Origin of the sequence: Bradyrhizobium oropedii (genome assembly GCF_020889685.1) — a bacterium.
Lineage (GTDB): Bacteria > Pseudomonadota > Alphaproteobacteria > Rhizobiales > Xanthobacteraceae > Bradyrhizobium > Bradyrhizobium oropedii.
The window spans coordinates 1-25029 of sequence record NZ_JACMYO010000043.1 but is presented as its reverse complement, the minus strand read 5'-3'; the positions used below and the strand labels follow the sequence as shown (position 1 = coordinate 25029).

Sequence of the window (25029 nt, the reverse complement as noted above, 5' to 3'; positions counted from 1 at the left end):
CCTTGTATCGTTGTGCGCGCTTCGAAGGCGCTTGTCAGACCGTCAGTACGTGCACGACGCAGATCGGCTTCTTGCCCCATTGCTCGTTCAGCGCCGCACGTACCGCCCGCCGCACCGATTCACCCAGCGCATCCGGATCGCGCCGCCGCGCCCGCGGCAGGCCCTCGATCGTCGATACCACCACATCGAACACGATATCGTCGAGCAATTCGCCTGTGGCATTGTTCTCCGGCATGCCGACCAGATCAACCTCGGGCTCGTCGACCAGTTCGCCCTGCTGGGTCATGGCGATGGCGACGAAGGCGCAGCCGGCAAAGCCCATCCGGCGTCGCTCGACCACGGCGCGCGACTTGGAATCCTCCAGGATGGTTCCATCCTTGTAGAGCCGGCCCGACGGCACTTCGCCGATGATGCCGGGATCGCCGGGCCCAAGCTTGACGAGGTCGCCGTTGCGGCAGGTCAGGACTTTCGGGACACCCGCGGCGCGCGCCAGCTTGGCGTGCTCGGCGAGATGCAGCGCCTCGCCATGCACGGGGATCAGGAGCTGCGGCCGCACCCAGGAGATCATGTCGCGCAGCTCGTCGCGGCGCGGGTGGCCGGAGACGTGCACCAGATGCTCACGGTCGGTGATGACTTCGACGCCCTGCGTCACCAGCCCGTTGATAATGCCGCCGACCGCCTTCTCGTTGCCGGGAATGGTGCGGGAGGAGAAGATCACGGTGTCGCCCTTGTTCAGGGTCACCTGCGGATGGTCGTCATTGGCGATCCGGGCCAGCGCGGCGCGCGGTTCGCCCTGGCTGCCGGTGCACAGCGCCAGCACCTTGTCGGCCGGGAAATGGCCGTAATAGTCGGCGCTGCGGAACTTGTGCGAGCCGTCGAGATAGCCGCATTCGCGCGCGACCTGCACCACGCGCTCCATGGCGCGGCCGACCACGACGACCTCGCGATCGGCGGCGTTCGCGGCATCAGCCACCGCCCGCACGCGGGCGACATTGGAGGCGAAGGTGGTGACCGCGACCCGGCCCTTGGCCGCTTTGACCAGCTTCTTGATCGTGGCGGCAACCTCGGTCTCCGAGGGCGAACGACCGTCGCGCACCGCATTGGTGGAATCGCCGACCAGCGCCAGCACGCCCTCGTCGCCCAGCTCGCGCAGCCGCCGCTCGTCGGTCGGCTGGCCGATGATCGGGGTCGGGTCGATCTTCCAGTCGCCGGTGTGCAGCACGGTACCGACGTCGGTCTTGATCGCCAGCGCGTGCGATTCCGGAATCGAATGCGAGACCGGGATGAACTCGACATTGAACGGGCCGATATCGACCCGCCCGCCCGACGGGATCACCGTGATCGGGATTTTCGGCGGATTGCGCTCGGCGGCGCATTTGGCCTCGAACAGCGCCGCAGAGAACTGCGTCGCGTAGATCTTGCAGCCGAGCTTCGGCCAGAGGTCGATGATGGCGCCGAAATGGTCCTCATGGGCGTGCGTCAGCACGAGGCCCACCAGATTGTTGCGTTCCTTCTCGAGGAAGCGGACGTCGGGCATGATCAGGTCGATGCCCGGCAGATGCTCCTCGTCGCCGAAGGAGACGCCGAGGTCGACCGCGAGGAAGGACCGCTGCTCGCGGTTGCCGAGGCCATAGATCGACAGGTTCATGCCGATCTCGCCGACGCCGCCGAGCGGGGCAAAGGTGAGCTCGTCGGGACGCGCCATCAGTTAGCCCTCACGGAGGCCGCGCTGCCGAAATAGACCTCGCCGGCGGTCACGGGTTTGCGCTGTCCGTCAGCGGAGCGAACGATCAGGCAGCCGGTGTCGTCAATGGTATCGAATGTGCCTTCGAGCGTCGCGGTGCCGGTCTGGACCGCGACCTTCTGGCCAAGCCCAGCGGCACGCTCCAGCCACAGCCTGCGGATCTCGGGAAAGCCGCGGCCATCGTCCCAGATGCCGCGAAACTCGACCCAGGCGTCCGACAGCGCGGCGAACAGCTCTTCCGCGCCGATCTGGATGCCGAGCGTCGCCAGCGACACCGCCGGTGTCGGCGTTCCCTCGGGCGCTGCGACGACATTGGTCCCGATGCCGACGACGACCGCCAGCCGGTTGCCGACCGCCTCGGCCTCGAGCAGGATGCCCGACAGCTTCTTGCCATTGGCCAGTACGTCGTTCGGCCATTTCAGGGTGAACTTCGGGCTGTCCGGTCCGAGCCGCAGCGCGGCCTCGATGCTGACCTTCTGCAGCGCGGCATCGAGCGACAGCCCGGCGGCAAAGCCGAGCGTCGCGGCGACCGCCGGCTGCACGTCCGTCACCTCGAGGATGCTGCTGGCAAGGTTGCCGCGCGGCGCGATCCAGGCCCGCTGGCGCCGCCCGCGGCCCGCGGTCTGCTCCGGCGTCACGAACCACATCGGCCCCTGCTCGCCGTCGCGGGCGCGCAGCATCGCCTCGGCGTTGGTCGAGCCGATCTGATCGAAGGCGGCGAGCTTGTAGCCCGCCGCAACGGCCCGGGCTCCGAGCGTGAATGTCATGTCGGAGTTATGCGCATGATCTGTTCCGAAAGCCAGCATCCCGTTTTCGGAACCGTCCGCATCAGAATAGCGACTTCGCCGCCGCCGTTGCCACGCTCACCAGCGGGCCCGGATAGGCGAAGAAGAAGATGTTGAAGATGCCGGCGACCGCAAGAACGGTGCGCAACTCGAAACGCACCGGATCGAGCTTGGTCAGCGGCTGGTCGAAATACATCACCTTGACGATCGACAGATAGTAGAACGCGCCCACCACGCTGGTCAGCACGCCGATCACTGCGAGCGTGAACAGGTTTGCCTTGATCGCGGCGACGAACACGTACCATTTGCCGAAGAAGCCCGCGAGCGGCGGCACGCCGGCCAGCGAGAACAGCAGCATCGCGAAGGTGAAGGCGAGCAGCGGGTTGGTGCGGGACAGGCCGGCGAAATCGCTGATCTGCTCGACCGCCTGGCCGTTCCGCTTCATGGCCAGGATGATGGAGAAAGTGCCGAGCGTCATCGCGACATAGATCGCAATGTAGACCAGCACGCCCTGCGCGCCCTCGACCGTTCCGGCGGCAAGGCCGACCAGCGCGAAGCCCATATGGCCGATCGACGAATAGGCCATCAGCCGCTTGATGTTGGACTGGCCGATCGCCGCGAACGAGCCCAGCGCCATCGAGGCGATCGCCACGAACACCAGGATCTGCTGCCACTGGGTGACAATGCCCGGGAACGCGGTCAGCGTCGCACGGGTGAACACTGCGAGCGCGGCGACCTTCGGGGCGGAGGCGAAGAAGGCGGTCACCGGCGTCGGCGCGCCCTCATAGACATCCGGCGTCCACATGTGGAACGGCACTGCCGAGACCTTGAAGCAGAGGCCGGCGAGCAGGAACACCAGGCCGAACACGATGCCGATGCTGCCGGTGGTGGCGGCTGCCGCGATACCGGCGAAGCTGACGGTGCCGGTGAAGCCGTAGATCAGCGAGGCGCCGTAGAGCAGCATGCCCGACGACAGCGCGCCGAGCACGAAATACTTCAGCCCGGCCTCGCTCGACTTGGCATTGTCCCGCTGGCTGGCAGCGACGACGTAAAGCGCAAGGCCCATCAGCTCGAGACCGAGATAGAGCGAAATCAGGTCACCGGCTGAGATCAGCACCATCATGCCGAGCGTCGACAGCAGCACCAGGATCGAGAACTCGAAGTTGCGGGTCGACGGCTGCGACAGGTACTCGGTCGACAGAATCAGCGTCGCCGCCGAGGCGATCAGCGCGAGGACCTTCAGGAATCGCGCGAAATCGTCGACGATGAAGCTGCCGCCGAAGGTCACGAGCTTGCCGGCCGGCAGCCAGAGCTCCAGCACGCCGGTCAGCACCAGGAGACACACCGCGAGCGTGGTGATCAGCCGGGTCGTCCCCTGCCCGCGATAGGCTCCGATCATCAACAGCACCATGGCGCCGACCGCGAGCACCAGCTCCGGCAGCACCGGCTGCAACTGATAACCTGCACTGGAAAAGCTCATGACGAGGGCCTTACTGGACGGTCAGCGCGGCTGCCTTCACGGCAGTCACGGCGGTTTGGTAATTGTTGACGAGCTGCTGGACCGAGGCCGCCGACATGTCGAGCACCGGCTTCGGATAGACGCCGAACAGGATGGTCAGGGCGATCAGCGGGAACAGCGTCACGCATTCGCGGAACGTCAAATCCTTGATCGACATCAGCGACGGCTTGACCAGCGCGCCGAACACCACCTTGCGGTAGAGCCAGAGCGCGTAGCAGGCCGACAGGATCACGCCCGTGGTGGCGAAGAACGCCGTCGGCAGCGAGATCTTGAAGGTGCCGAGCAGCGTCATGAATTCGCCGACGAAGCCGGAGGTGCCGGGCAGACCGACATTGGCCATGGTGAAGACCATGAAGGTCAGCGCATAGAGCGGCATTCGGTTCACGAGGCCGCCATAGGCCGCGATCTCGCGGGTGTGCATGCGGTCGTAGACCACGCCGACGCAGAGGAACAGCGCGCCGGAGACGATGCCGTGCGAGATCATCTGGAACATGCCGCCGGCGACGCCCTGTGTCGTCACCGCGAAGATGCCCATGGTGACGAAGCCCATATGTGCGACGGACGAATACGCGATCAGCTTCTTCATGTCTTCCTGCATCATCGCCACCAGCGAGGTGTAGATGATGGCGATGACGGACAGCGTAAACACGAACGGCGCGAAGTCGTGCGAGGCCAGCGGGAACATCGGCAGCGAGAAGCGCAGGAAGCCGTAGCCGCCCATCTTCAGCAGGATCGCGGCCAGGATCACCGAGCCCGCCGTCGGCGCCTCGACGTGCGCATCAGGCAGCCAGGTGTGCACCGGCCACATCGGCATCTTCACCGCGAACGAGGCGAAAAACGCCAGCCAGGCCCAGGTCTGCATCGACCGCGGCACCGCGGTGTGCATCAGGGTCGGGATGTCGGTCGTGCCGGCGTTCCAGTACAGCGCCATGATGGCGAGCAACATCAGCACCGAGCCGAGGAACGTGTAGAGGAAGAACTTGAACGACGCGTAGACCCGGCGCGGGCCGCCCCAGACGCCGATGATCAGGAACATCGGGATCAGGCCGCCCTCGAAGAACAGATAGAACAGCACGAGGTCGAGCGCCGAGAAGGTGCCGACCATCAGCGTTTCCAGGATCAGGAACGCCATCATGTATTCGCCGACGCGGCTCGTCACCGACTTCCAGCTCGCGATGATGCAGAGCGGCATGATCGCGGTGGTCAGGATGATCAGCGGCAGCGAGATGCCGTCGATGCCCATGTGATAGGTGATGCCGGTGGCGAGCCAGGACGCCTTTTCGACGAACTGGAAGTCGGTCTGCGCGGGATCGAAGCGCGCGACCAGGATCAGCGACACCGCGAAGGTGATCAGCGTGGTCCACAGCGCGATCCAGCGCGCCGTGCGGTTGGCGCTCTCGTCGCCGCCCCGCGCCAGCAGGTAGACCAGGATCGCGCCGACCGCCGGCAGAAAGGTCGTGACGGAAAGGATGGGCCAGGTTGTCATTTACTGGCCTCCCAAGCCGAACATGAACCAGGTGATCAATCCGGCCGCCCCGATCAGCATCGCGAACGCGTAGTGATAGAGGTAGCCGGTCTGCAATTTCACGACATTGCGGGTGATGTCGAGCACGCGGGCCGAGACACCGTCGGGACCGAAGCCGTCGATGATGAAGCCGTCGCCCTTCTTCCAGAGCGTGTAGCCGAGCCACTTCGCCGGACGCACGAAGATCCAGTCGTACAGCTCGTCGAAGTACCATTTGTTGAGCAGGAACTGGTACAGCATCGGCTGCTGGTTCGCGAGCTCGACCGGCAGATACGGCCTGCGGATGTAGAACAGGTACGAGACGAACAGGCCGAGCGCCATCATCACGGTGGGCAGCGGCGCGAGCCAGCTCGGCATGTGCTCCATGTTCTCGAGGATGTGCGGGTTCATCTTGACGGATTCGCGGAAGAACTCTTCGACACCATGCGGACTGGCGAACACTTCCTTGAACGGCAGACCGGCCAGGATCGAGCCGGCGGCGAGTACGCCGATCGGCACCAGCATCCAGACCGGGCTCTCATGCGCCGCCTCGTAGTGCTTCTGGTCATGCGGCTCGCCGAAGAACGTCTTGAAGATCAGACGCCAGGAGTAGAACGAAGTCAGGCCGGCGGCCACGATCGTCAACAGATAGGCGTAGGTCGCGAACGGGTTGTGCGCGGCGTAGGCGGCCTCGATGATCGCGTCCTTGGAGAAGTAGCCGGCGAACAGCGGGAAACCGGTCAGCGCCAGGGTGCCGATGCACATCACCGCGAAGGTGTACGGGATCTTGCGCCACAGGCCGCCCATGTTGCGGATGTCCTGCTCGTGATGCATCGCATAGATCACCGAGCCGGAGCCCAAGAACAGCAGCGCCTTGAAGAAGGCGTGCGTGAACAGGTGGAACATTCCGACCGAATAGGCCCCTGCTCCCATCGCCACGAACATGTAGCCGAGCTGCGAACAGGTCGAATACGCGACGATGCGCTTGATGTCGTTCTGCACCAGGCCGATCGTGGCGGCGAAGAACGCCGTGGTCGCGCCGAAGAACATCACCACCGCCTGCGCGGTCGGCGACAGCTCGAACAGCGGCGACAAGCGCGCCACCATGAAGACGCCGGCGGTGACCATGGTCGCGGCATGAATCAGCGCCGACACCGGGGTCGGGCCTTCCATCGCGTCCGGCAACCAGGTGTGCAGCAGGAACTGGGCCGACTTGCCCATCGCGCCCATGAACAGGAACAGGCAGGTCAACGTCAACGCGTCGACCTGATGGCCGAAGAAGTTGATCGTCTTGCCGGTCAGCCCGGGCGCCGCGTGGAAGATGGTCTCGAAATCGGTCGAGCCGACCAGCGCGAAGATCGCGAAGATGCCGAGCGCGAAGCCGAAGTCGCCGACGCGGTTGACCACGAAAGCCTTGATCGCGGCCGCGTTCGCCGACGGCTTCTGGTACCAGAACCCGATCAGGAGGTAGCTCGCAAGGCCGACGCCCTCCCAGCCGAAGAACAGCTGCACAAGGTTGTCCGAGGTCACCAGCATCAGCATCGCAAAGGTGAACAGCGAGAGATAGCCGAAGAAACGCGGCCGGTTCGGATCCTCGTCCATGTAGCCGATGGAGTAGAGGTGGACCAGCGCAGACACGGTGTTGACGACGACCAGCATCACGGCCGTCAGGGTGTCGATCCGCAGCGACCATGCGACCTGCAGATCGCCCGAGGTGATCCAGGGCAGCAGCACGACGCGGGCGTCATGATGCATGAAGCCGACATCGACCAGCGCGAACCAGGACAGCGCCGCGGACACGAACAGCAGGCCCGTGGTGATCAGCTCTGCCAGTCGCGATCCCGCCGCTGGCGGCTCGGACACGTGATGATCGTCATGGCCATGATCGTCATGACCGTGATCGTCATGGCCCGCCGAGGCGTGAGCGTCGCCATGCGCGTCGTCGTGATGATCGACGGTGTCGCCGCTCGGGCAGCGCGCGTGCGCGCCGGTCAGCGAGATAATCCCCGCCAGAATGGCGCCCAGCAGAGGCAGAAATACGATTGCCTGGTACATCGGCGCGTTAGCCCTTCATCAGATTGACGTCTTCAACCGCGATCGAACCGCGGTTGCGGAAATACACCACCAGCACGGCGAGGCCGATCGCGGCCTCGGCCGCCGCCACCGTCAGCACCAGCAGCGCGAACACCTGGCCGACGATGTCGCCGAGGAAGGTCGAGAACGCCACCAGGTTGATGTTGACCGAGAGCAGGATCAGCTCGATCGACATCAGGATGACGATGATGTTCTTGCGGTTGAGGAAGATGCCGAGGATCCCGAGCGTGAACAGGATCGCGGCGACCGCCAGATAGTGCCCTAGCCCGATCGTCATTTCACCCACTCCGCCGCATCGGCATCCTGCAGGCCCTGCCCCGACGCCACTTTGCGCATCGCCATCGCCATTTCGGGCGTGCGCGCGTTCTGCACGTTGATGTTCTGCCGCTTGACGTTGGCCTTGTGGCGCAGCGTCAGCACGATGGCACCGATCATCGCGACCAAGAGCACCATGCCGGCGAGCTGGAAGTAATGGATGTACTTCGTATAGAGCACGAGGCCGAGCGCCTCGGTGTTGCTGACATTGGTCGGGATCGCGGCCGTGATCGTCTTGGTCACCTGCGGGTTGATCACCCAGGCACCGACGACAAGCAGCAGCTCGAACATGAAGATGCCGCCGATCACGATGCCGATTGGGAGGTACTGGATGAAGCCCTCGCGCAGTTCGACGAAATCGACGTCGAGCATCATGATCACGAACAGGAACAGCACCGCGACGGCGCCGACATAGACCACGATCAGCATCATCCCGAGGAACTCGGCGCCCATCAGGATGAACAGCCCGGCCGCGTTGACGAAGGCCAGGATCAGGAACAGCACGGAGTGTACGGGATTGCGCGAGACAATCACCATGACCGCCGAGGCCACGCAGGCCGCGGCAAACAGATAGAAGAACAGCGCCGGAAGGATCATGCCCTCACCTCAACGGTACGGCGCGTCGAGCGCGATCGACTTCGCAATCTCGCGCTCCCAGCGGTCGCCATTGGCGAGCAGCTTCGCCTTGTCATAGTAGAGCTCCTCGCGGGTCTCGGTCGCGAATTCGAAATTCGGTCCCTCGACGATGGCGTCCACCGGGCATGCCTCCTGGCACAGGCCGCAATAGATGCACTTCACCATGTCGATGTCGTAACGCACCGTGCGGCGGGTGCCGTCGTTGCGGCGCGGGCCGGCCTCGATCGTGATCGCTTGCGCCGGGCAGATCGCCTCGCACAGCTTGCAGGCGATGCAGCGTTCCTCGCCGTTCGGATAGCGGCGCAGCGCGTGCTCACCACGGAAGCGCGGCGAGATCGGGCCCTTCTCGAAGGGATAGTTCAGCGTCGGCTTCGGCTTGAAGAAATAGCGCATGGCGAGGACGAACGCCGAGACGAATTCCGAGAGCAGAAGCGAGCGGGCTGTTGCGTTGACATTGACACTCATGACGGCCTCACTTCGGCGCGATGCCGGCGAACTGCAGCACGCCGGCCACGATCACCACCATCGCCAGCGACAGCGGCAGGAACACCTTCCAGCCGAGCCGCATCAGTTGATCGTAGCGGTAGCGCGGCACGATCGCCTTCGCCATCGCGAACATGAAGAACATGAAGAACACCTTCAGGGCGAACCAGATGATGCCCGGAATCCAGGTGAACGGCGGCAGATTGACCGGCGGCAGCCAGCCGCCCAGGAACAGGATCGACGCCAGCGCGCACATCGTGGTGATCGCGACATACTCGCCGAGCATGAACAGGAGATACGGCGTCGAGCCGTATTCGGTCATGAAGCCGGCGACCAGCTCGGATTCAGCTTCGACCAGGTCGAACGGCGGACGGTTGGTTTCCGCCAGCGCCGAGACGTAGAACACGACGAACATCGGGAACAGCGGCCACACATACCAGTTCAGGATGGTGAGCTGCGGCAGGCCGATCAGATGCGCGAGGCCGCGGGTGTTCTGGGCCTCGACCACCGCCGACAGGTTCAGCGAGCCGACGCAGAGCAGCACGGTGATGATGACGAAGCCGATCGAGACTTCGTAGGACACCATCTGCGCAGCGGAGCGGAGCGCGGCCAGGAACGGGTACTTCGAGTTCGACGACCAGCCGGCCATGATGATGCCGTAGATCGACAGCGACGAGATCGCGAAGATGTAGAGCACGCCGACATTGATGTCGGAAATCACCCAGCCGAGATTGAACGGGATCACGGCCCAGGCCGCCAGCGCCAGCACGCAGGAGACCAGCGGCGCCAGCAGGAACACGCCCTTGTTGGAGCCGGACGGGATGACCGGCTCCTTCAACACGAATTTAAGGAGGTCGGCGAAGGATTGCAGCAATCCGAACGGCCCGACCACGTTGGGGCCGCGGCGGATCTGCACCGCCGCCCAGATCTTGCGGTCGGCGAGCAGGATGTAGGCGATCGCGATCAGGAGCACGACGAGCAGCAACAGGCTTTCCGCGACCATGATGATCAGCGGCCAGAGGAAGCCGGTCCAGAACGAGCTTGCGAAGAATTCAGCCATCAGGTCACGCTCACTCCGCTGCCTTCAGCATTCGGCCCGACGCCAGCCGCGAGCATTCCGCCATCACGGCAGAGGCACGCGCGATCGGGTTGGTCAGATAGAAATCCTCAACCGTCGGCTTGAACGCCGCCTTGTCGACGCTGCCGCCCTTGCCCGCCAGCGCCTTGACGTCGTCGGGCTTGCCGGCCTCGATCTGGTCGAGCCGCATCAGATGCGGGTAGGTCTTGAACATCGCCTGGCGCAGCGCCTGCAGCGAGTCGAACGGCAGCTTCTTGCCGAGCACGTCGGACAGCGCGCGGATGATCGCCCAGTCCTCGCGGGCTTCGCCCGGCGGGAACGCGGCGCGGTTGGCGATCTGCGCCCGGCCCTCGGTGTTGACGTAGATGCCAGACTTCTCGGTGTAGGCCGCGCCCGGCAGGATGACGTCGGCGCGGTGCGCGCCCTGGTCGCCATGGGTGCCGATATAGACCACGAAGGTGCCGTCCGGCGCCTTGATCTCGTCGGCGCCGAGCAGGAACAGCACGTCGAGTGTTCCGAAGGTCGTCATCTGCGCCGTGGTCAGGCCGCCGGCCGCGGGCGAGAAGCCGATGTCGAGCGCACCGGCGCGCGAGGCGGTATCCTGCAACACGGCAAAGCCGTTCCAGCCGTCCTTCAGCGCGCCGACATCGGCGGCGAGCTTGGCGGCCTGCGCCAGCACCGCCGCGCCGTCGTGCCTAGTGTAGGCACCGGGGCCGACCAGGATGATCGGGTGCTGTGCGTTCTTCAACACGTCGGCAAAGGAGTGCTTGCCCGCCGCGAGATCGGCGAGCGTGTCGGTGCCTGCGCCGAGATACTCATGGTCATAGGTGAAATCGGACTTGGAGCCGATCATGCCGACCTTGAGGCCGCCGGTGCGCCAGCGCTTGCGGATCCGCGCGTTCAGCACCGCGGCTTCCTTGCGCGGATGCGAGCCGATGATCAGGATCGCATCGGCCTGGTCGATGCCGGCAATGGTCGGGTTGAAGATGTAGGAGCCGCGGCCCGCCTTGGCGTCGAAGGCGTCGCCGCCCTGCACCGCCAGATTGACCGAGCCGAACTTCGCCAGCAGCTCCTTCAGCGCATACATTTCATCGACCGCGGCGAGATCGCCCGCGATCGCGCCGATCCGCTTTCCGTCGCTGCGGCCGGCCTTGGCGGCAATGGCGGCGAAGGCTTCCTGCCAGGTCGCAGGCTTGAGCTGGCCGTTCTCGCTCACATAGGGACGGTCGAGGCGCTGCGTACGCAGGCCGTCGACGACGTGACGAGTCTTGTCGGAGATCCACTCCTCGTTAACCGCCTCGTTGATGCGCGGCAGGATGCGCATCACCTCGCGACCGCGGGTGTCGACGCGGATCGCCGAGCCGACGCCGTCCATGACGTCGACCGACTGCGTCTTGCCGAGCTCCCACGGGCGCGCCGCGAAAGCATAGGGCTTCGAGGTCAGCGCGCCGACCGGGCAGATGTCGACGAGATTGCCCTGCAGCTCCGAACTCAGCGCATGCTCGAGATAGGTGGTGATCTCCATGTCCTCGCCGCGGCCGGTCGCGCCCATCTCCGGCGCGCCGCAGACTTCGGCGGAGAAGCGAACGCACCGCGTGCACTGGATGCAGCGGTTCATCGAGGTCTTGACCAGCGCGCCGAGATACTTGTCCTCGACCGCGCGCTTGTTCTCGGCGAAACGGCTGGTGTCGACGCCGTAGCCCATCGCCTGGTCCTGCAGGTCGCACTCGCCGCCCTGGTCGCAGATCGGGCAGTCCAGCGGATGGTTGATCAGCAGGAACTCCATCACGCCTTCGCGCGCCTTCTTGACCATCGGCGAACGGGTCGAGATCTCCGGCGGCTCGCCCTTCGGGCCCGGACGGCAGTCGCGCACGGCCCAGGCGCAGCTGGCGACCGGCTTCGGGCCGCCCTTCACCTCGACCAGGCACATCCGGCAATTGCCGGCGATCGACAGCCGCTCGTGATAGCAGAAGCGCGGAATCTCGGCGCCGGCCGCCTCACACGCCTGCAACAGCGTGTACTCAGCCGGCACATCGATCTCTTTGCCATCGACGATGATCTTGCTCATGTCTCTTCTCTACTCCGCCGCGACCATATGGACGGGATCACGAACGCCCTGATCGTCGAGATCGGCTTTGTGCGAATACTGGTCGATGCGCTCTTCGATCTCGTGACGGAAATGCGCGATCAAACCCTGGATCGGCCACGCCGCAGCGTCGCCGAGCGCGCAGATCGTGTGACCCTCGACCTGCTTGGTGACTTCCAGCAGCATGTCGATCTCGCGCTTGTGGGCGCGGCCGTCGGCCATGCGGGTCAGCACGCGCCACATCCACCCGGTGCCCTCGCGGCACGGCGTGCACTGGCCGCAGCTCTCATGCTTGTAGAAATAGGAGATGCGCGCGATCGCCCGGATCAGGTCGGTCGACTTGTCCATCACGATGACAGCCGCGGTGCCGAGACCCGAGCGCAGCTTGCTCAAGCTGTCGAAATCCATCGGCGTGTCGATGATCTGGTCGGCCGGCACCATACGCACCGACGAGCCGCCGGGGATCACGGCCTTCAGATTGTCCCAGCCGCCGCGAATGCCGCCGCAATGCTTCTCGATCAGCTCGCGGAACGGAATCCCCATCGCCTCTTCCACGTTGCAGGGACGCTCGACGTGGCCGGAGATGCAGAACAGCTTGGTGCCGACATTGTTCGGACGGCCGATGCCGGCGAACCAGGCGGCGCCGCGGCGCAGGATGTCGGGCGCGACCGCGATCGACTCGACGTTGTTGACCGTGGTCGGGCAGCCATAGAGGCCGACATTGGCCGGGAACGGCGGCTTCAGCCGCGGCTGGCCCTTCTTGCCTTCGAGGCTCTCGAGCAGCGCGGTTTCCTCGCCGCAGATATAGGCGCCGGCACCGTGCGCGACATAGATGTCAAACGGCCAGCCGTTGATATTGTCCTTGCCGACCAGCTTCGCCTCATAGGCCTGGTCGATCGCCGCCTGCAGGCGCTCGCGCTCGCGGATGAATTCGCCGCGGATATAGACGTAGCAGGCATGCGCGCCCATCGCGAAGCTCGCGAGCAGGCAGCCCTCGACCAAGAGATGCGGATCGTGCCGCATGATCTCGCGGTCCTTGCAGGTGCCGGGCTCCGACTCGTCCGCATTGACGACGAGATAGCTCGGACGGCCGTCCTTGGATTCCTTGGGCATGAAGGACCACTTCATGCCGGTCGGGAAGCCGGCGCCGCCGCGACCGCGCAGGCCCGACGCCTTCATCTCGTTGATGATCCAGTCGCGGCCCTTGTCGATGATCCCCTTGGTGCCATCCCAGGCGCCTCTGCGGCGCGCGCCCTCGAGGCCCCAGTCATGGAGGCCGTAGAGGTTCTTGAAGATGCGGTCCTTGTCGTCGAGCATAACAAAAACTTTCCGAACATCACCGATTGGCTTGGGAGTAAGCGAGCCCGGCAGCGCAGCCGCCGAACACGATGGCCCACAACAGGCTGGATTCCAGCGTGGCGCTGAGGCCGTAACGTTGCAGCAGGAACATGAAGCCAGCCGCGACGGTGGTATGCAGCGCGATCGTGCGCCAGGCCTTCATCGAAGCCGCCCTCCCCGTCTCATTCGCCTGCACCTGAGAGCCCCGCATCAGGTGGTTTCCTTCAGCGTGGTCGGCCCGCCTGCGGGCGCCGAGAACTGACGGTCGGTCTGCGGGCCCGGCTTCGGCGGATTGCCGGCGGCAAAACCGTCGAGCACCTTGCCGAAGCTTTCCTTGGTCAGGTCCTCGTAGGTGTCCTTCCAGATCAGCACCATCGGCGCGTTCACACAGGCACCGAGGCACTCGACCTCTTCCCAGGAGAAGTTGCCGTCCTTCGACAGCTGGAACGGGTCGTGATGGATGCGATGCTGGCAGACCTCGATCAGGTCGGCGGCGCCGCGCAACCGGCACGGCGTGGTGCCGCACACCTGAACATGCGCCTTCTTGCCGACCGGCGAGAGCTGGAACATGGTGTAGAAGGTCGCGATCTCTAGCATGCGGATATGCGGCATCTCGAGCAGGTCGGCGACGGCGCGGATCGCCGCTTCCGAGACCCAGCCGTCATGCTGCTCCTGCACGCGCCACAGGATCGCGATCGCAGCCGAGGCCTGACGGCCCGGCGGATACTTCTCGATCTGCTTCTTGGCCCAGGCGAGATTCTCGTCCGTGAACGTGAAGCTCGCGGGCTGCAATTCCTTCGGGGCAAGGCGGCGGACGGACATCGATCAAACTCTCAATTAGCGCGCGGTGCGGATGCGGACATCATCACCGGTCGACCTCGCCGAACACGATATCCAGCGAGCCAAGGATGGCGGAAACGTCGGCCAGGAGATGGCCCTTGCAGATGTGATCCATCGCCTGCAGATGGGCGAATCCCGGCGCGCGGATCTTGCACTTGTAGGGCTTGTTGCTGCCGTCAGCGACGAGATAGACGCCGAACTCGCCCTTGGGCGCCTCGACCGCGGCGTAGACTTCGCCGGCCGGCACGTGCACGCCCTCGGTGTAGAGCTTGAAGTGATGGATCAGCGCTTCCATCGAGCGCTTCATGTCGCCACGGCGCGGCGGCGCGATCTTGTTGTCCTCGACCACGACCGGGCCCTGCCCGTCCGCCGCCTTCAGCTTCTGGATGCACTGCTTCATGATGCGCACCGACTGGCGCATCTCTTCCATGCGGATCAGGTAGCGGTCGTAGCAGTCGCCGTTCTTGCCGATCGGAATATCGAAATCCATCTCGGCGTAGCACTCGTAGGGCTGCGACTTGCGCAGGTCCCAGGCCGCGCCCGAGCCGCGCACCATCACGCCGGAGAAACCCCACTCCCAGGCTTCCTTCAGCGGCACCACGCCGATATCGACGTTGCGCTGCTTGAAGATACGGTTGCCGGTCAACAGCGTATCGAGGTCGTCGACGACCTTGAGGAACGGATCGCACCACGCCTCGATATCGTCGACCAGCTTCGGCGGCAGGTCCTGGTGCACGCCGCCGACGCGGAAGAACGCCGCGTGCATGCGCGAGCCCGAGGCGCGCTCGTAGAACACCATCAGCTTCTCGCGCTCTTCGAAGCCCCACAGCGGCGGGGTCAGCGCGCCGACGTCCATTGCCTGCGTGGTGACGTTGAGCAGATGCGACAGGATGCGGCCGATCTCGCAATAGAGCACGCGGATCAACTGGCCGCGGCGGGGCACCGTGATGCCGAGCAGCTTTTCCGCCGCGAGGCAGAACGCGTGCTCTTGGTTCATCGGCGCGACGTAGTCGAGCCGGTCGAAATACGGAATCGCCTGCAGATAGGTCTTGTGCTCGATCAGCTTCTCGGTGCCGCGGTGAAGCAGGCCGATATGCGGATCGACGCGCTCGACGACTTCGCCGTCGAGCTCCAGCACCAGGCGCAACACGCCGTGGGCCGCCGGATGCTGCGGACCGAAATTGATTGTGAAGTTACGAAGATTATGCGGCTGCTCGTTCATGGCTTCGGCTCCGCCTTGGCCTTCTCGTCACCGGGAAGCGGATAGTCCGCGCCTTCCCAGGGCGAGAGGAAATCGAACTTGCGGAATTCCTGGTTGAGCCGGACCGGCTCGTACAGCACCCGCTTCTCCTGGTCGTCGTAGCGAACCTCGACGAAGCCGGTGAGCGGGAAGTCCTTGCGCAGCGGATGGCCGTCGAAGCCGTAATCCGTCAGCAGGCGGCGCATATCCGGATGCCCGATGAAGATCACGCCGTAGAGGTCGTAGGTCTCGCGCTCGAACCAGTCGGCGCCCGGGAAGACGCCGATGATCGACGGCACCTGCGTGGTCTCGTCGGCCTGGCCGCGCACGCGGATGCGGGTGTTCAGCGTCGGCGACAGCAGATGATAGACGACGTCGAAGCGCTTCTCGCGGCTCGGATAGTCGACCGCGGTCGCGTCGGTGAAGTTGACGAAGCGGCAGTTCGGATCGTCACGCAGAAAAGTGACGACGTCCACGATTCTGCCAATCTCGACATCGATAGTGAGTTGATTGAACGCGACCGAGTGCGCCGTGGCGGCGCCCGGAAGCGCGCTCACGATCGTCTGCCCAAGGGCGTCGAGCTTGCCGTCGTCCATGCCTGAAACCTTAGCGTTCGATAGTGCCGATACGGCGGATCTTCTTCTGCAGCAGCAGCACGCCGTAGAGCAGCGCCTCCGCCGTGGGCGGACAGCCCGGCACATAGATGTCGATCGGCACGATGCGGTCGCAACCGCGAACCACCGAATACGAGTAGTGGTAGTAGCCGCCGCCATTGGCGCAGGAGCCCATCGAGATGACGTAGCGCGGCTCCGGCATCTGGTCGTAGACCTTGCGCAGCGCGGGCGCCATCTTGTTGGTCAGGGTGCCCGCGACGATCATCACGTCGGACTGCCGCGGCGAGGCACGCGGCGCAAAGCCGAAGCGCTCGACGTCGTAGCGCGGCATCGAGACCTGCATCATCTCGACCGCGCAGCAGGCGAGACCGAAGGTCATCCACATCAACGAGCCGGTGCGCGCCCAGGTGATGAGGTCATCGGCGGCGGCGACGAAGAAGCCCTTGTCGGACAGCTCGTGATTGACCTCGAGGAAAAACGGATCATTGGCGCCGACCGGCTTGCCGGTCGACGGATCGAGAATGCCTCTCGGAGCTTGCGCAATCGCCGGCTGCGAGGATGCGGCGGTGGGGCTCAATCCCATTCGAGCGCGCCTTTCTTCCATTCATACGCGAACCCGACCGTCAGCACGGCCAGGAACACCATCATCGACCAGAAGCCGGTCGCGCCCAGCTTTCCGAACGCCACGGCCCAGGGGAACAGGAACGCCACCTCGAGATCGAAGATGATGAAGAGGATCGCCACCAGATAGAAGCGGACGTCGAACTTCATGCGGGCGTCGTCAAAAGCGTTGAATCCGCATTCATAGGCGGACAGCTTTTCCGGGTCGGGCGACTGGAACGCGACCAGGAACGGCGCGATCAGGAGCGCCAGACCGATCAGGCTCGCGACTCCGATAAAGACCACAAGTGGGAGGTAATTCTGCAGGATGCCGGTCATCGGCGAGGCCTTCTTGCTGCGGTTTCGGACGTGCCGCAGATTCGTTGATTGGAATTGTTCTTGAGGCTTTAGCGCAGCGCAACAGGGGGCGCAAGACAAGCTATTTTGACGCTTTTACCGTCCCTTCCCGCGGCTCTTGGCCTCATCGGGCGGATGCGCGTGCCTCAATGACCAACGCTGTGGCGGCCATCCGGTGCCCTGCACGGGCGCCATATCAGCCCAGCTCCCGTTCGGCAGCGAGCATCTCGGCGGCCGTTGCGGTCAGCCGGTCGATGTGTCCAAGCAGCAATTCAAGTTCCTGTGGATCAAGCTGTTCCAGCAGGCGCCGGTTTCGCTCCTGCGCGCCGGCCACGATGGCGTCGTGGGCGGCAAGGCCGGCCTTGGTCAGGGAGATCAGTGTCTCCCGGTTGTCGCGCGGGTTGGCCGCCTTCGACACCAGCTTGCGCGCCACGAGCTCGGCGAGCGCCCGGCTGATCTGCCCCTTGTCCATGCCGACGGCTTCGGCCAGCCGCACCACGCTCATCGGGGGCCGCCGCCCGAGTGAGACGACCAGGCCGAACTCGACCGAAGACAGTCCGGTCAGGCGCTTGTAACGCAGCATCGCGCCGCGCCTGAGCAGGTTCGCCAGCACCATCAGCCGCGACGACATCATCGCGGTGACCGGCGCCAATTCAGCGTCGGCGACCGCCTCCGGCGGCAAGGCCCTCTCTCTCCTGAGCTTCTCGGTCATCGCCAACCTCTGCCAACAAAGCCGGTCGCTGCCAAGCTAAACGAGATCGTTGACAATGTCATCGATATATCATTGACTTCATCAACGACACAGCGACCGCAGGCAAGAGTCCGGCGGCGGGAGGAGACCGACATGACGATCACCCAGCGGGACCGCGACCTCGGCACGGCCTATGCGATGAAGCCGTCGACCACACGGACCGAGCTCACCTCGGTGGTCCGCGGCACGCCGATGGGCGAGCTGTTGCGCCGCTACTGGCACCCGATCGGCCTCGCAGGCGACGCCACCGATATCCCCAGAAAAGTCCGTGCGCTCGGTGAGGACCTGATCCTGTTCCGCGACAGGCATGGCCGGGTCGGCCTGCTCCACGCGCGCTGCTGCCATCGCGGAACCACACTCTATTACGGCAAGGTCGAGGAAGACGGCATCCGCTGCTGCTATCACGGCTGGAAGTTCGACACCGAGGGCCACTGCCTCGAGCAACCCTGCGAGCCCGAGGGCGGTCAGTTCAAAGACAAGGTGCGCCAGCCCTGGTATCCGGTGCAGGAACGCTACGGCCTGATCTTCGCCTATATGGGCCCGGCCGAGAAAAAGCCGGTGCTGCCGCGCTACGAGTGCCTCGAGACCATGGACGACGGCGAGTTCGTCGAGGCCGACGATTCCTCGATCGGCGGCGGCGGCCCCGCGGTGATCCCGTGCAATTGGCTACAGCATTTCGAGAACGTCGCTGACCCCTACCACGTGCCGGTGCTGCACGGCTCGTTCTCCGGGCCGCAATTCACCAACATGATGGCCTCGATGCCCGAGGTGAAGTTCGAGATGTCGCCGCGCGGCGTCGCGGTGCGCTCGATCCGCAAGCAGGACGACGGCAAGGTGTTCTATCGCGTCACCGAGGCCGCGCTCCCCACGCTTCGCGTCGTGCCCAATCCACGCGTTGCGCAATTCGCCCGCGTCGAATCGATCGGCTGGACCTTGCCGATCGACGACACCTCGTTCCGCATCTATGTCGCCGGCCGGGTCAAGAATGCAGGCGATATCGGCCGCATGCGCTCGAAGTTCAACGGCAAGTTCTGGTGGGACATGACGGAGCAAGAGCACCAGCAATTCCCCGGCGACTACGAGGCGCAGGTCGGCCAGGGGCCGGTGACGATCCACTCCGAAGAGCATTTCGGCCAGAGCGACCGCGGCATCCTGATGATCCGCCGGATGCTCGGCGACCAGCTCGAGGCCATGGCCGCCGGCCGCGACCCGATCGGCGTGTCGTTCGACACTGACGCCCGGCCGGTCGAATTCGAAGCAGGGAATTACATCCGCGAGGCCTGAGGCCCGCGCCAAAGCAAACAAGAAACGACAATCGGGGGAGGAAGTCATGGTCGATGTTGCACCGCAGGCGGCTGTGCCGACGCAAGCCGCAGCCGCGCCTTCAGCTCACCGCTACTACGTCCTCGCCTTGCTCACCATTATCTACGCCCTCAACTTCCTCGACCGCACGATCTTCAACGTGCTGATCGAGCCGATCAAGAAGGAGTTCGCGCTCAGCGACACCACGATGGGCCTGCTCGCCGGGTTCGGCTTCGTACTGTTCTATTCGCTGCTCGGGATTCCCATTGCGCGGATGGCCGATCGCCTCAACCGCCGCAACATCGTCGCGTCAGCCTTCGCGTTCTGGAGCGCGATGACCTATCTCTGCGGTCTCGCCTCCAGCGTCACCGCGCTGGCACTGGCGCGGGTCGGCGTCGGCATCGGGGAATCCGCGGGCACGCCGGCCTCGCAATCGATGATCGCCGATCTCTTTGACAAGAACGAACGCCCGCGCGCGCTCGGCATCTACGCGATCGGCACCTATCTCGGCGTCTTCCTCGGCTATTTCATCGGCGGCTATGTCAATCAGCACTATGGCTGGCGGATGGCGTTCTTCACCGCCGGCCTGCCCGGCATCGCCCTCGCCGCCGTGCTGTGGCTGACGATATCAGAGCCGAAGCGCGGTGCGATGGCCGAGACCTTCAAGGCCGAGCCGATCGGGCCGACATTGGGCTTCCTCGCATCGCTGCCGAGCTTCATCATTGTGCTGGTCGGCTTCTGCCTCACGACCTACACCAACTACGCCACCGCGGTGTGGATCCCGCCGTTCCTGGCGCGCATCCATCACCTCACCAGCGCCGAGATCGGCACCTATGCCGGCACCTTCAAGGGTCTCGCCGGCATGGCGGGCACGCTGATCGGTGGCCTCGTGGTGGCGCAGATCGGCCGCCGCGACGACCGCTGGAAACTGTGGGCGCCGGCGATCATGTCCGGCCTCGCCGGCCCGGTGTTCGCGCTGTGCATGCTGACGCCAAGCTTTACGCTGATGGTCGCCACGCTGGCGCTGACCTCGTTCATGGTCGGCTTCCATCTCGGCCCGATCTTCGCGATCGCCCAGACCGTGGCAAAGCCCAGCATGCGCGCGCTGGCCTCGGCGCTCGTACTGCTGACCGCCACCTGCTTCGGCCAGGGCGTTGGTCCCCTCGCCGTCGGCATGATCAACGATGCCCTGAAGGGCGTCTACGGCGCCGATGCAGTTCGCTACTCGCTGCTGTCGGCAGCGGTCACGACGACGCTCGGCGCGCTGCTATTCGTCTGGGCGGCGCGATGGATCCGGACGGATATCGCGCGCGCCAGCTAACTGTCCAAGAAGGTGAGCAGGTCGGCCATCAGGCGCGCGCTGTGCGTCAGCGGCAACGCGTGCGGCGCGCCTTCATAGACGGCGAGCTTGCTTCCCCTGATCAGCTTTGCCGTCTTCGCGCCGGTGAGCTCCAATGGCGCGCTGGCATCCTTGTCGCCATGCACGATCAGCGTCGGGCGATCGATTGCCCTCGCCGCGGCACGCAGATCGGCAAAGGAGATGGTCTTGCGGCAGGCCAGCGCCACCGGCAGCGGCACGCTCAGCATCATCTCCCTGATCCAGGCCCGCGTGGCCTCTGATGTGTCGGGCATGAAGAACGGCGCCTCGTTGTCGCCCATCCATTTCGGGAAGTCCTGCGCGATCGCGGCATTCTGCGCCTCGACCATCGCTCGCGGCACCGCGTCCGGATTGTCCTCGGTCTGGATCAGATACGGCGTGGTCGGCGCCACCAGCACCAGCCGCGCGATACGGTCCGCGCCGTGACGCGCTAGGTAGTTCACCGCCTCGATCGATCCCATCGAATGCGCGACGATCGTGACGTCGCGCAGATCGCGCTGCTCGATCACGGCAGCGACGTCATCGGTCAGCGTGTCGAGGTCGTATCCCGCGGTCGGCATGTCGGAACGGCCATGGCCGCGCCGGTCGGGCGCGACGCAGCGATAGCCCTTGGCGCTGAGCGCCACGATCTGGCTGCCCCAGACGCTGGAATTGAACGTCCAGGCGGCAAGCAGCAGCACCGGTCTACCCGAGCCCCAATCCTGGACGAACAGTTTCGTGCCATCTTTGGCGGACGCATGATGCGGTTGGCTAGCCATGATGTCTTTCCCCTTGCGGATCGAACGGCAACATCGCCGCCGATGCACCGACCATCGCAAAGGGAGTTCGCGCGCGCGATTACGCCCCAGGTAATCACGCGCGTGATGTCAGGCTGTCCGAAGCGGAAATGATCTCACCACTGATACCGGACCACACCTTTGCCGGCGTAGCTGGAGGTGACGTTGGAGAATTCGCCTTCGAATGTCGCGGCCGCCGACCAGCCGTTTCGCCATTTCATCTCGACCGATGCCGTGGTCAGCGCGGAGTCGCTCGCCTGCGCCGCGCCGTTGACGACGAAGCTGGTGCCGGGCAGCGCCTGGAAGGTCGCGGCGACCGAGCGGTCGGGGTTGTAGTCGTGAGCCCAGGCGAAACGGGTGCGCAGCGTCAGGATGCCGTCCTGCACCGCGAAGGACTTGTCGGTGCGCAGGCCGAGCTCGCTGCGCGGGTCGGTCACGCTCTTGCCGGCATAGGTCAGTGCAAAGGTCGATAGACCCGAGATCATCCGCTCGGCATAGGCCGGTAGTTCGAAACTCGTGAACTGGCCCGCGGCATAGGGCGTGATGCCGATGCCGCCGGTCCACGGCGCCACGAACCGATAGCCGCCTTCGAGTCGCCCCGAATAAGCATTGGCATTGAACTCGGCGCGGAGTTGGTCGGTGCCGGCGGCCGTCACGGTGCGGTCGGTGGTGATGTCCTGCCAACCATAGGCGAGCGCGGCCGAGATATAGGCTGGACCTTCGGTGTGGCGAACATAGACGCCGGCCTGGAACAGATCCGACCGGCCGCTGCCGCTGTTCACCACGGAGAAGTTGGTGCCGCCGCCCGCGATCGCAAATCCTGCAATCGTGTTCGGCGAGAACAGGTAGTCGGCGCCGACCGCGGTGCCGTAGACGCTGCTGGTGGTGTTGTTCGACCCGACAATGGTGTTGCCGCTGGTCGATTGCGAACCGCCGAAACCTGCGGCCCACACGCTCCAGCGCGGCACAAACGGGACCGGTGGCGCCTTGGTAAACATCGCGAATGCGTCGGTCTTCTTTGTTGCGGCATAGGCGCTGGCACCGCCCTCCTCCGCATAACCGGTAGCGCCCGGCATCGCTCCCGCTCCTCCGGTACGGTTCATGAAGGGATCGGTCAGCAGCCCCATGAACAGGTTCATGGCATCGAACGTCGTCTGCTGCGAGCCGGTCGCCAGTTCGCCGGAAGCCTGCGTCAGCCCCGCCGGCGAGAGCGTGCCGAACACCATCGGAATGCCGCCGGTCGTGTTGAAGTAGTTGACCAGCGTGTTGGCGACGTTCTGCTGGTTGATGGAAAGACCGCCGCCATAGCTCGGGGCGGTGGGGCCGGTCGGCGGCGTGAAGTTCAGTGCCAGATTGAGGTAGGCATGGGTCGCGTCGTAGCTCAGCGCGTCGCTGAAATTTTGCGGCAGGTTTGTGTTGGCGAGCGCGCCGAAGGTCCCACTGACGCTGCCGGCGGTGAGGATGGTATATTGCTTGGAGATATAGCTGCCGTTGGCAAACGCCGCATTGACGGTGGCGCCGCCGAGCGTCGACGTCCCGCTGACATTGGTCGACGACGCAAGCGTTGGCGTCACCTGCACCAGATAGATCGCGCCGGATTGGAAGGCGAGACTGCCGTTGACCGTCAATGTGCCGGTCGGATTCGCCGCACTGCCGGGCGCGAGCGTACCGCCGCTCATGATGGACGTGGTCGCCGGATCGACGATGCCGCTCGCGGGTGCGGAGGCGCTGACGATCGGGTGCAGCACCAGATCCGTACCACCGCTAATGATGACGCCGCTGAGGTTGTTGCTTAACACCAATGTGAGCGTGACGCCGCCATCGCTCGGCACCGTGACGGGTGCCGGACCGACAATGCCGGTGCCGCTCAAGGTGCCGCCGGAATTGACCGTCACTTTCGACGAGCCGGCGATCGAGCCGTCCACTTCAAGCGCGCCATGGGTGACGGTGGTGGCGCCGGTGTAGGTGTTGATACCGCTCAGGACTTCCTTGCCGCCGGTGATCGCGACGCCGCCCCCCGCACCGCCGTCCCGGATGGCACCGGCAAAGACGCCGTTCGCATTGGTGAAGGTGAGCGTGTTGGCGCCCAGATTCACGACGCCGGTGCTGGTCCCGGAAAGGCCGTTGATCGAGACGCCACCGCCCGCGCCAGATATATCGAAGTTGCCGTTGTTAATGATCGCCTTCGAGGACGCGATACTGCCACCGCTGATCAGGTCGAGTTGGCCGCCGGCGTTGATCGTGGTCAGCCCGGTATAGGCGTTGACGCCGCCGAAGGTCGCAACAGCGCCAAAGGCGATGGTCACGTTGCCGCCGGCGCCGCCGCCGATACCGCCATCCTGGATGATGCCGCGGAAGGGGCCGACATTGCCGGTCAACGTCAGCGTCCGGGCGCCGAGAGACACGACGCTGCCGCCGGTCGGATCATACAGGCCGGCGACGTTGGCACCGCTGTTGGTCTGCGAAATATCGAATGTGCCGATGCCGGCGCCCGGAGCAAATGCGACGTAGGCCGAATTGGCGATCGAGCCGCTGCCCTTGAGCGCCAGCGTCGCTCCGGCATTGATCTGGGTCGCGCCGAGGTAGCCGTTAACACCGGACAAGGTCTGCGTTCCGTGCGCGATCATGAGGCCGGCCGCGCCGCCCGGGCCGCTGATGGCGCCGGAAAATTCCGTCGAACCAGCGGTAATCACCAGGGAGTTGTTGCCGAGCGCGACCGATCCGTTGCCCGCGAGCGTCGAGATCGGATTGAAGAAGAATGACGATGCCGAAATATCGAACGTGCCGTTGACCGTCACGACGCTCGAACTCGCGATGCTGCCGAAAGTCGACAGCGCCAGCGTTGCGCCGGAATTGATGGTCGTCGCGCCGGAATAGCTTGCCGCCCCCGTCAGGGTCAGCGCACCGCCGCTGCCGGAGTTCGCAACCGTCACACCGCCCGTGCCGGTAAGCGCCGTCGCCAGCGTCACGGCATTGCCGTTATAGTCCAACGTGGCGCCGCCGGAGCCGATCGCGTTCAGCCGCCCGGAGATGTCGGCGGTGTTGCCGCTCGCCCACTGCAACCCACCGCCACTGAGCGTGATGTTGCCCGAGCCGAAATTATTCGCTGCGTTGAAGTTGATCAGGCCGCCGCTCACGTTCGTGCCGCCCGAATAGGTGTTCGCGGCGGTCAGTGTCAGCGTACCGAGTCCCGTCTTGGCCAGACTCCAGCTACCAGCATTGACGCCGGTGCCGCCGCTGCCGGTCTGGTCGGCGATGACATCGGAGACGGTCTGGTTCTGCCCGGCCGCGGGATTGAAGGTCAGCGTCCCGTTGCCCTGCAGGAACATGCCCGCGCCGAGCGCGGAGCCATTGCCGGCACCGACACCACCTGTCCCACCGTTGACGCTGTTGCCGTTGACCGTGAAGGTACCGGCAACATTGAGCGTTCCACCACCCTGGACGAAGACGGCGCCGCCCGCACCGAGTCCGCCGCCAGCGCCACCTTGAGAATCGTTGCCGCCATTGCCGGCACCGAAGCCGCCGGTATTCCCGCAAGTGCCGCCGTCATTGCCGCTGGAGCCGCCACCGCCGCCGCCAAAGCCGCCCT

Annotated in this window: 22 protein-coding genes; 2 read left to right on the top strand and 20 right to left on the bottom strand. The window is 64.9% G+C overall.

The genetic code is table 11. The features are described 5' to 3' along the window. Positions 1 to 34 precede the first annotated feature (34 nt). The 18 genes from H8A95_RS14575 to H8A95_RS14490 form a co-directional block, all read right to left on the bottom strand. Positions 35 to 1705: a ribonuclease J gene (locus tag H8A95_RS14575; protein WP_229183757.1), complete on the bottom strand. Its 1671-nt coding sequence runs from the start codon at positions 1703 to 1705 to the stop codon at positions 35 to 37. Beyond that, positions 1705 to 2511 (bottom strand): biotin--[acetyl-CoA-carboxylase] ligase, encoded by an 807-nt coding sequence (locus H8A95_RS14570; RefSeq protein WP_229183756.1) that lies wholly within the window; start codon positions 2509 to 2511, stop codon positions 1705 to 1707. Before H8A95_RS14570 ends, H8A95_RS14575 begins: the two co-directional genes overlap by 1 nt. 61 nt (positions 2512 to 2572) lie before the next feature. Continuing rightward, positions 2573 to 4009: an NADH-quinone oxidoreductase subunit NuoN gene (nuoN, locus tag H8A95_RS14565; protein ID WP_229183755.1), complete on the bottom strand. Its 1437-nt coding sequence runs from the start codon at positions 4007 to 4009 to the stop codon at positions 2573 to 2575. A gap of 10 nt (positions 4010 to 4019) precedes the next feature. After that, positions 4020 to 5534 carry an NADH-quinone oxidoreductase subunit M gene (locus H8A95_RS14560; protein ID WP_229183754.1) on the bottom strand — a complete coding sequence of 505 codons (1515 nt, stop codon included), beginning with the start codon at positions 5532 to 5534 and terminating at the stop codon, positions 4020 to 4022. Then, complete coding sequence (nuoL, locus tag H8A95_RS14555) at positions 5535 to 7607, bottom strand: NADH-quinone oxidoreductase subunit L (RefSeq protein WP_229183753.1); 2073 nt, start codon at positions 7605 to 7607, stop codon at positions 5535 to 5537. It abuts the gene before it with no gap. A gap of 7 nt (positions 7608 to 7614) precedes the next feature. Continuing rightward, complete coding sequence (gene nuoK, locus H8A95_RS14550) at positions 7615 to 7923, bottom strand: NADH-quinone oxidoreductase subunit NuoK (RefSeq protein ID WP_016841823.1); 309 nt, start codon at positions 7921 to 7923, stop codon at positions 7615 to 7617. Continuing rightward, positions 7920 to 8558: an NADH-quinone oxidoreductase subunit J gene (locus H8A95_RS14545; protein ID WP_229183752.1), complete on the bottom strand. Its 639-nt coding sequence runs from the start codon at positions 8556 to 8558 to the stop codon at positions 7920 to 7922. Before H8A95_RS14545 ends, nuoK begins: the two co-directional genes overlap by 4 nt. 9 nt (positions 8559 to 8567) lie before the next feature. Beyond that, positions 8568 to 9062, bottom strand: coding sequence for an NADH-quinone oxidoreductase subunit NuoI (nuoI, locus tag H8A95_RS14540; protein WP_097673576.1), 495 nt, complete (start codon positions 9060 to 9062; stop codon positions 8568 to 8570). 7 nt (positions 9063 to 9069) lie between these two features. Next, positions 9070 to 10140, bottom strand: a complete 1071-nt coding sequence (gene nuoH / locus H8A95_RS14535) for an NADH-quinone oxidoreductase subunit NuoH (RefSeq protein ID WP_229183751.1) — start codon at positions 10138 to 10140, stop codon at positions 9070 to 9072. Between the two features lie 10 nt (positions 10141 to 10150). Then, positions 10151 to 12226: an NADH-quinone oxidoreductase subunit NuoG gene (gene nuoG / locus H8A95_RS14530; RefSeq protein ID WP_229183750.1), complete on the bottom strand. Its 2076-nt coding sequence runs from the start codon at positions 12224 to 12226 to the stop codon at positions 10151 to 10153. A 9-nt stretch (positions 12227 to 12235) separates the two neighbouring features. Then, positions 12236 to 13561, bottom strand: a complete 1326-nt coding sequence (nuoF, locus tag H8A95_RS14525) for an NADH-quinone oxidoreductase subunit NuoF (protein ID WP_163153446.1) — start codon at positions 13559 to 13561, stop codon at positions 12236 to 12238. A gap of 19 nt (positions 13562 to 13580) precedes the next feature. Next, complete coding sequence (locus H8A95_RS14520; RefSeq protein WP_229183749.1) at positions 13581 to 13793, bottom strand: hypothetical protein; 213 nt, start codon at positions 13791 to 13793, stop codon at positions 13581 to 13583. Beyond that, the gene (nuoE, locus tag H8A95_RS14515; protein WP_163153441.1) at positions 13793 to 14404 is read right to left on the bottom strand and encodes an NADH-quinone oxidoreductase subunit NuoE; all 612 of its coding nucleotides are present in this window, start codon (positions 14402 to 14404) and stop codon (positions 13793 to 13795) included. Before nuoE ends, H8A95_RS14520 begins: the two co-directional genes overlap by 1 nt. 43 nt (positions 14405 to 14447) lie before the next feature. After that, positions 14448 to 15644, bottom strand: a complete 1197-nt coding sequence (locus tag H8A95_RS14510; protein ID WP_229183748.1) for an NADH-quinone oxidoreductase subunit D — start codon at positions 15642 to 15644, stop codon at positions 14448 to 14450. Then, the gene (locus H8A95_RS14505) at positions 15641 to 16258 is read right to left on the bottom strand and encodes an NADH-quinone oxidoreductase subunit C (protein ID WP_229183747.1); all 618 of its coding nucleotides are present in this window, start codon (positions 16256 to 16258) and stop codon (positions 15641 to 15643) included. The genes H8A95_RS14510 and H8A95_RS14505 overlap by 4 nt, the downstream gene beginning before the upstream one ends. A gap of 10 nt (positions 16259 to 16268) precedes the next feature. Then, on the bottom strand, positions 16269 to 16859 hold the full coding sequence (locus H8A95_RS14500; RefSeq protein WP_050402390.1) for a NuoB/complex I 20 kDa subunit family protein: 591 nt from the start codon (positions 16857 to 16859) through the stop codon (positions 16269 to 16271). Next, the gene (locus H8A95_RS14495; protein WP_018271860.1) at positions 16850 to 17215 is read right to left on the bottom strand and encodes an NADH-quinone oxidoreductase subunit A; all 366 of its coding nucleotides are present in this window, start codon (positions 17213 to 17215) and stop codon (positions 16850 to 16852) included. The genes H8A95_RS14500 and H8A95_RS14495 overlap by 10 nt, the downstream gene beginning before the upstream one ends. A gap of 214 nt (positions 17216 to 17429) precedes the next feature. Beyond that, on the bottom strand, positions 17430 to 17945 hold the full coding sequence (locus H8A95_RS14490) for a MarR family winged helix-turn-helix transcriptional regulator (RefSeq protein WP_229183746.1): 516 nt from the start codon (positions 17943 to 17945) through the stop codon (positions 17430 to 17432). 132 nt (positions 17946 to 18077) lie between these two features. Here H8A95_RS14490 and H8A95_RS14485 point away from each other — a divergent pair, with 132 nt between their 5' ends. Beyond that, positions 18078 to 19268 (top strand): aromatic ring-hydroxylating dioxygenase subunit alpha, encoded by a 1191-nt coding sequence (locus tag H8A95_RS14485; RefSeq protein WP_229183745.1) that lies wholly within the window; start codon positions 18078 to 18080, stop codon positions 19266 to 19268. A gap of 46 nt (positions 19269 to 19314) precedes the next feature. Then, positions 19315 to 20607, top strand: a complete 1293-nt coding sequence (locus H8A95_RS14480; protein WP_229183744.1) for a spinster family MFS transporter — start codon at positions 19315 to 19317, stop codon at positions 20605 to 20607. Here H8A95_RS14480 and H8A95_RS14475 read toward each other — a convergent pair. Together H8A95_RS14475 and H8A95_RS14470 are read right to left on the bottom strand one after the other, a co-directional pair. Continuing rightward, positions 20604 to 21422, bottom strand: a complete 819-nt coding sequence (locus H8A95_RS14475; protein WP_229183743.1) for an alpha/beta fold hydrolase — start codon at positions 21420 to 21422, stop codon at positions 20604 to 20606. The two genes, H8A95_RS14480 and H8A95_RS14475, sit on opposite strands and share 4 nt — an antisense overlap. A gap of 134 nt (positions 21423 to 21556) precedes the next feature. Beyond that, a partial coding sequence (locus H8A95_RS14470) for an autotransporter outer membrane beta-barrel domain-containing protein (RefSeq protein WP_229183742.1) occupies positions 21557 to 25029 on the bottom strand: 3473 nt, incomplete at its 5' end.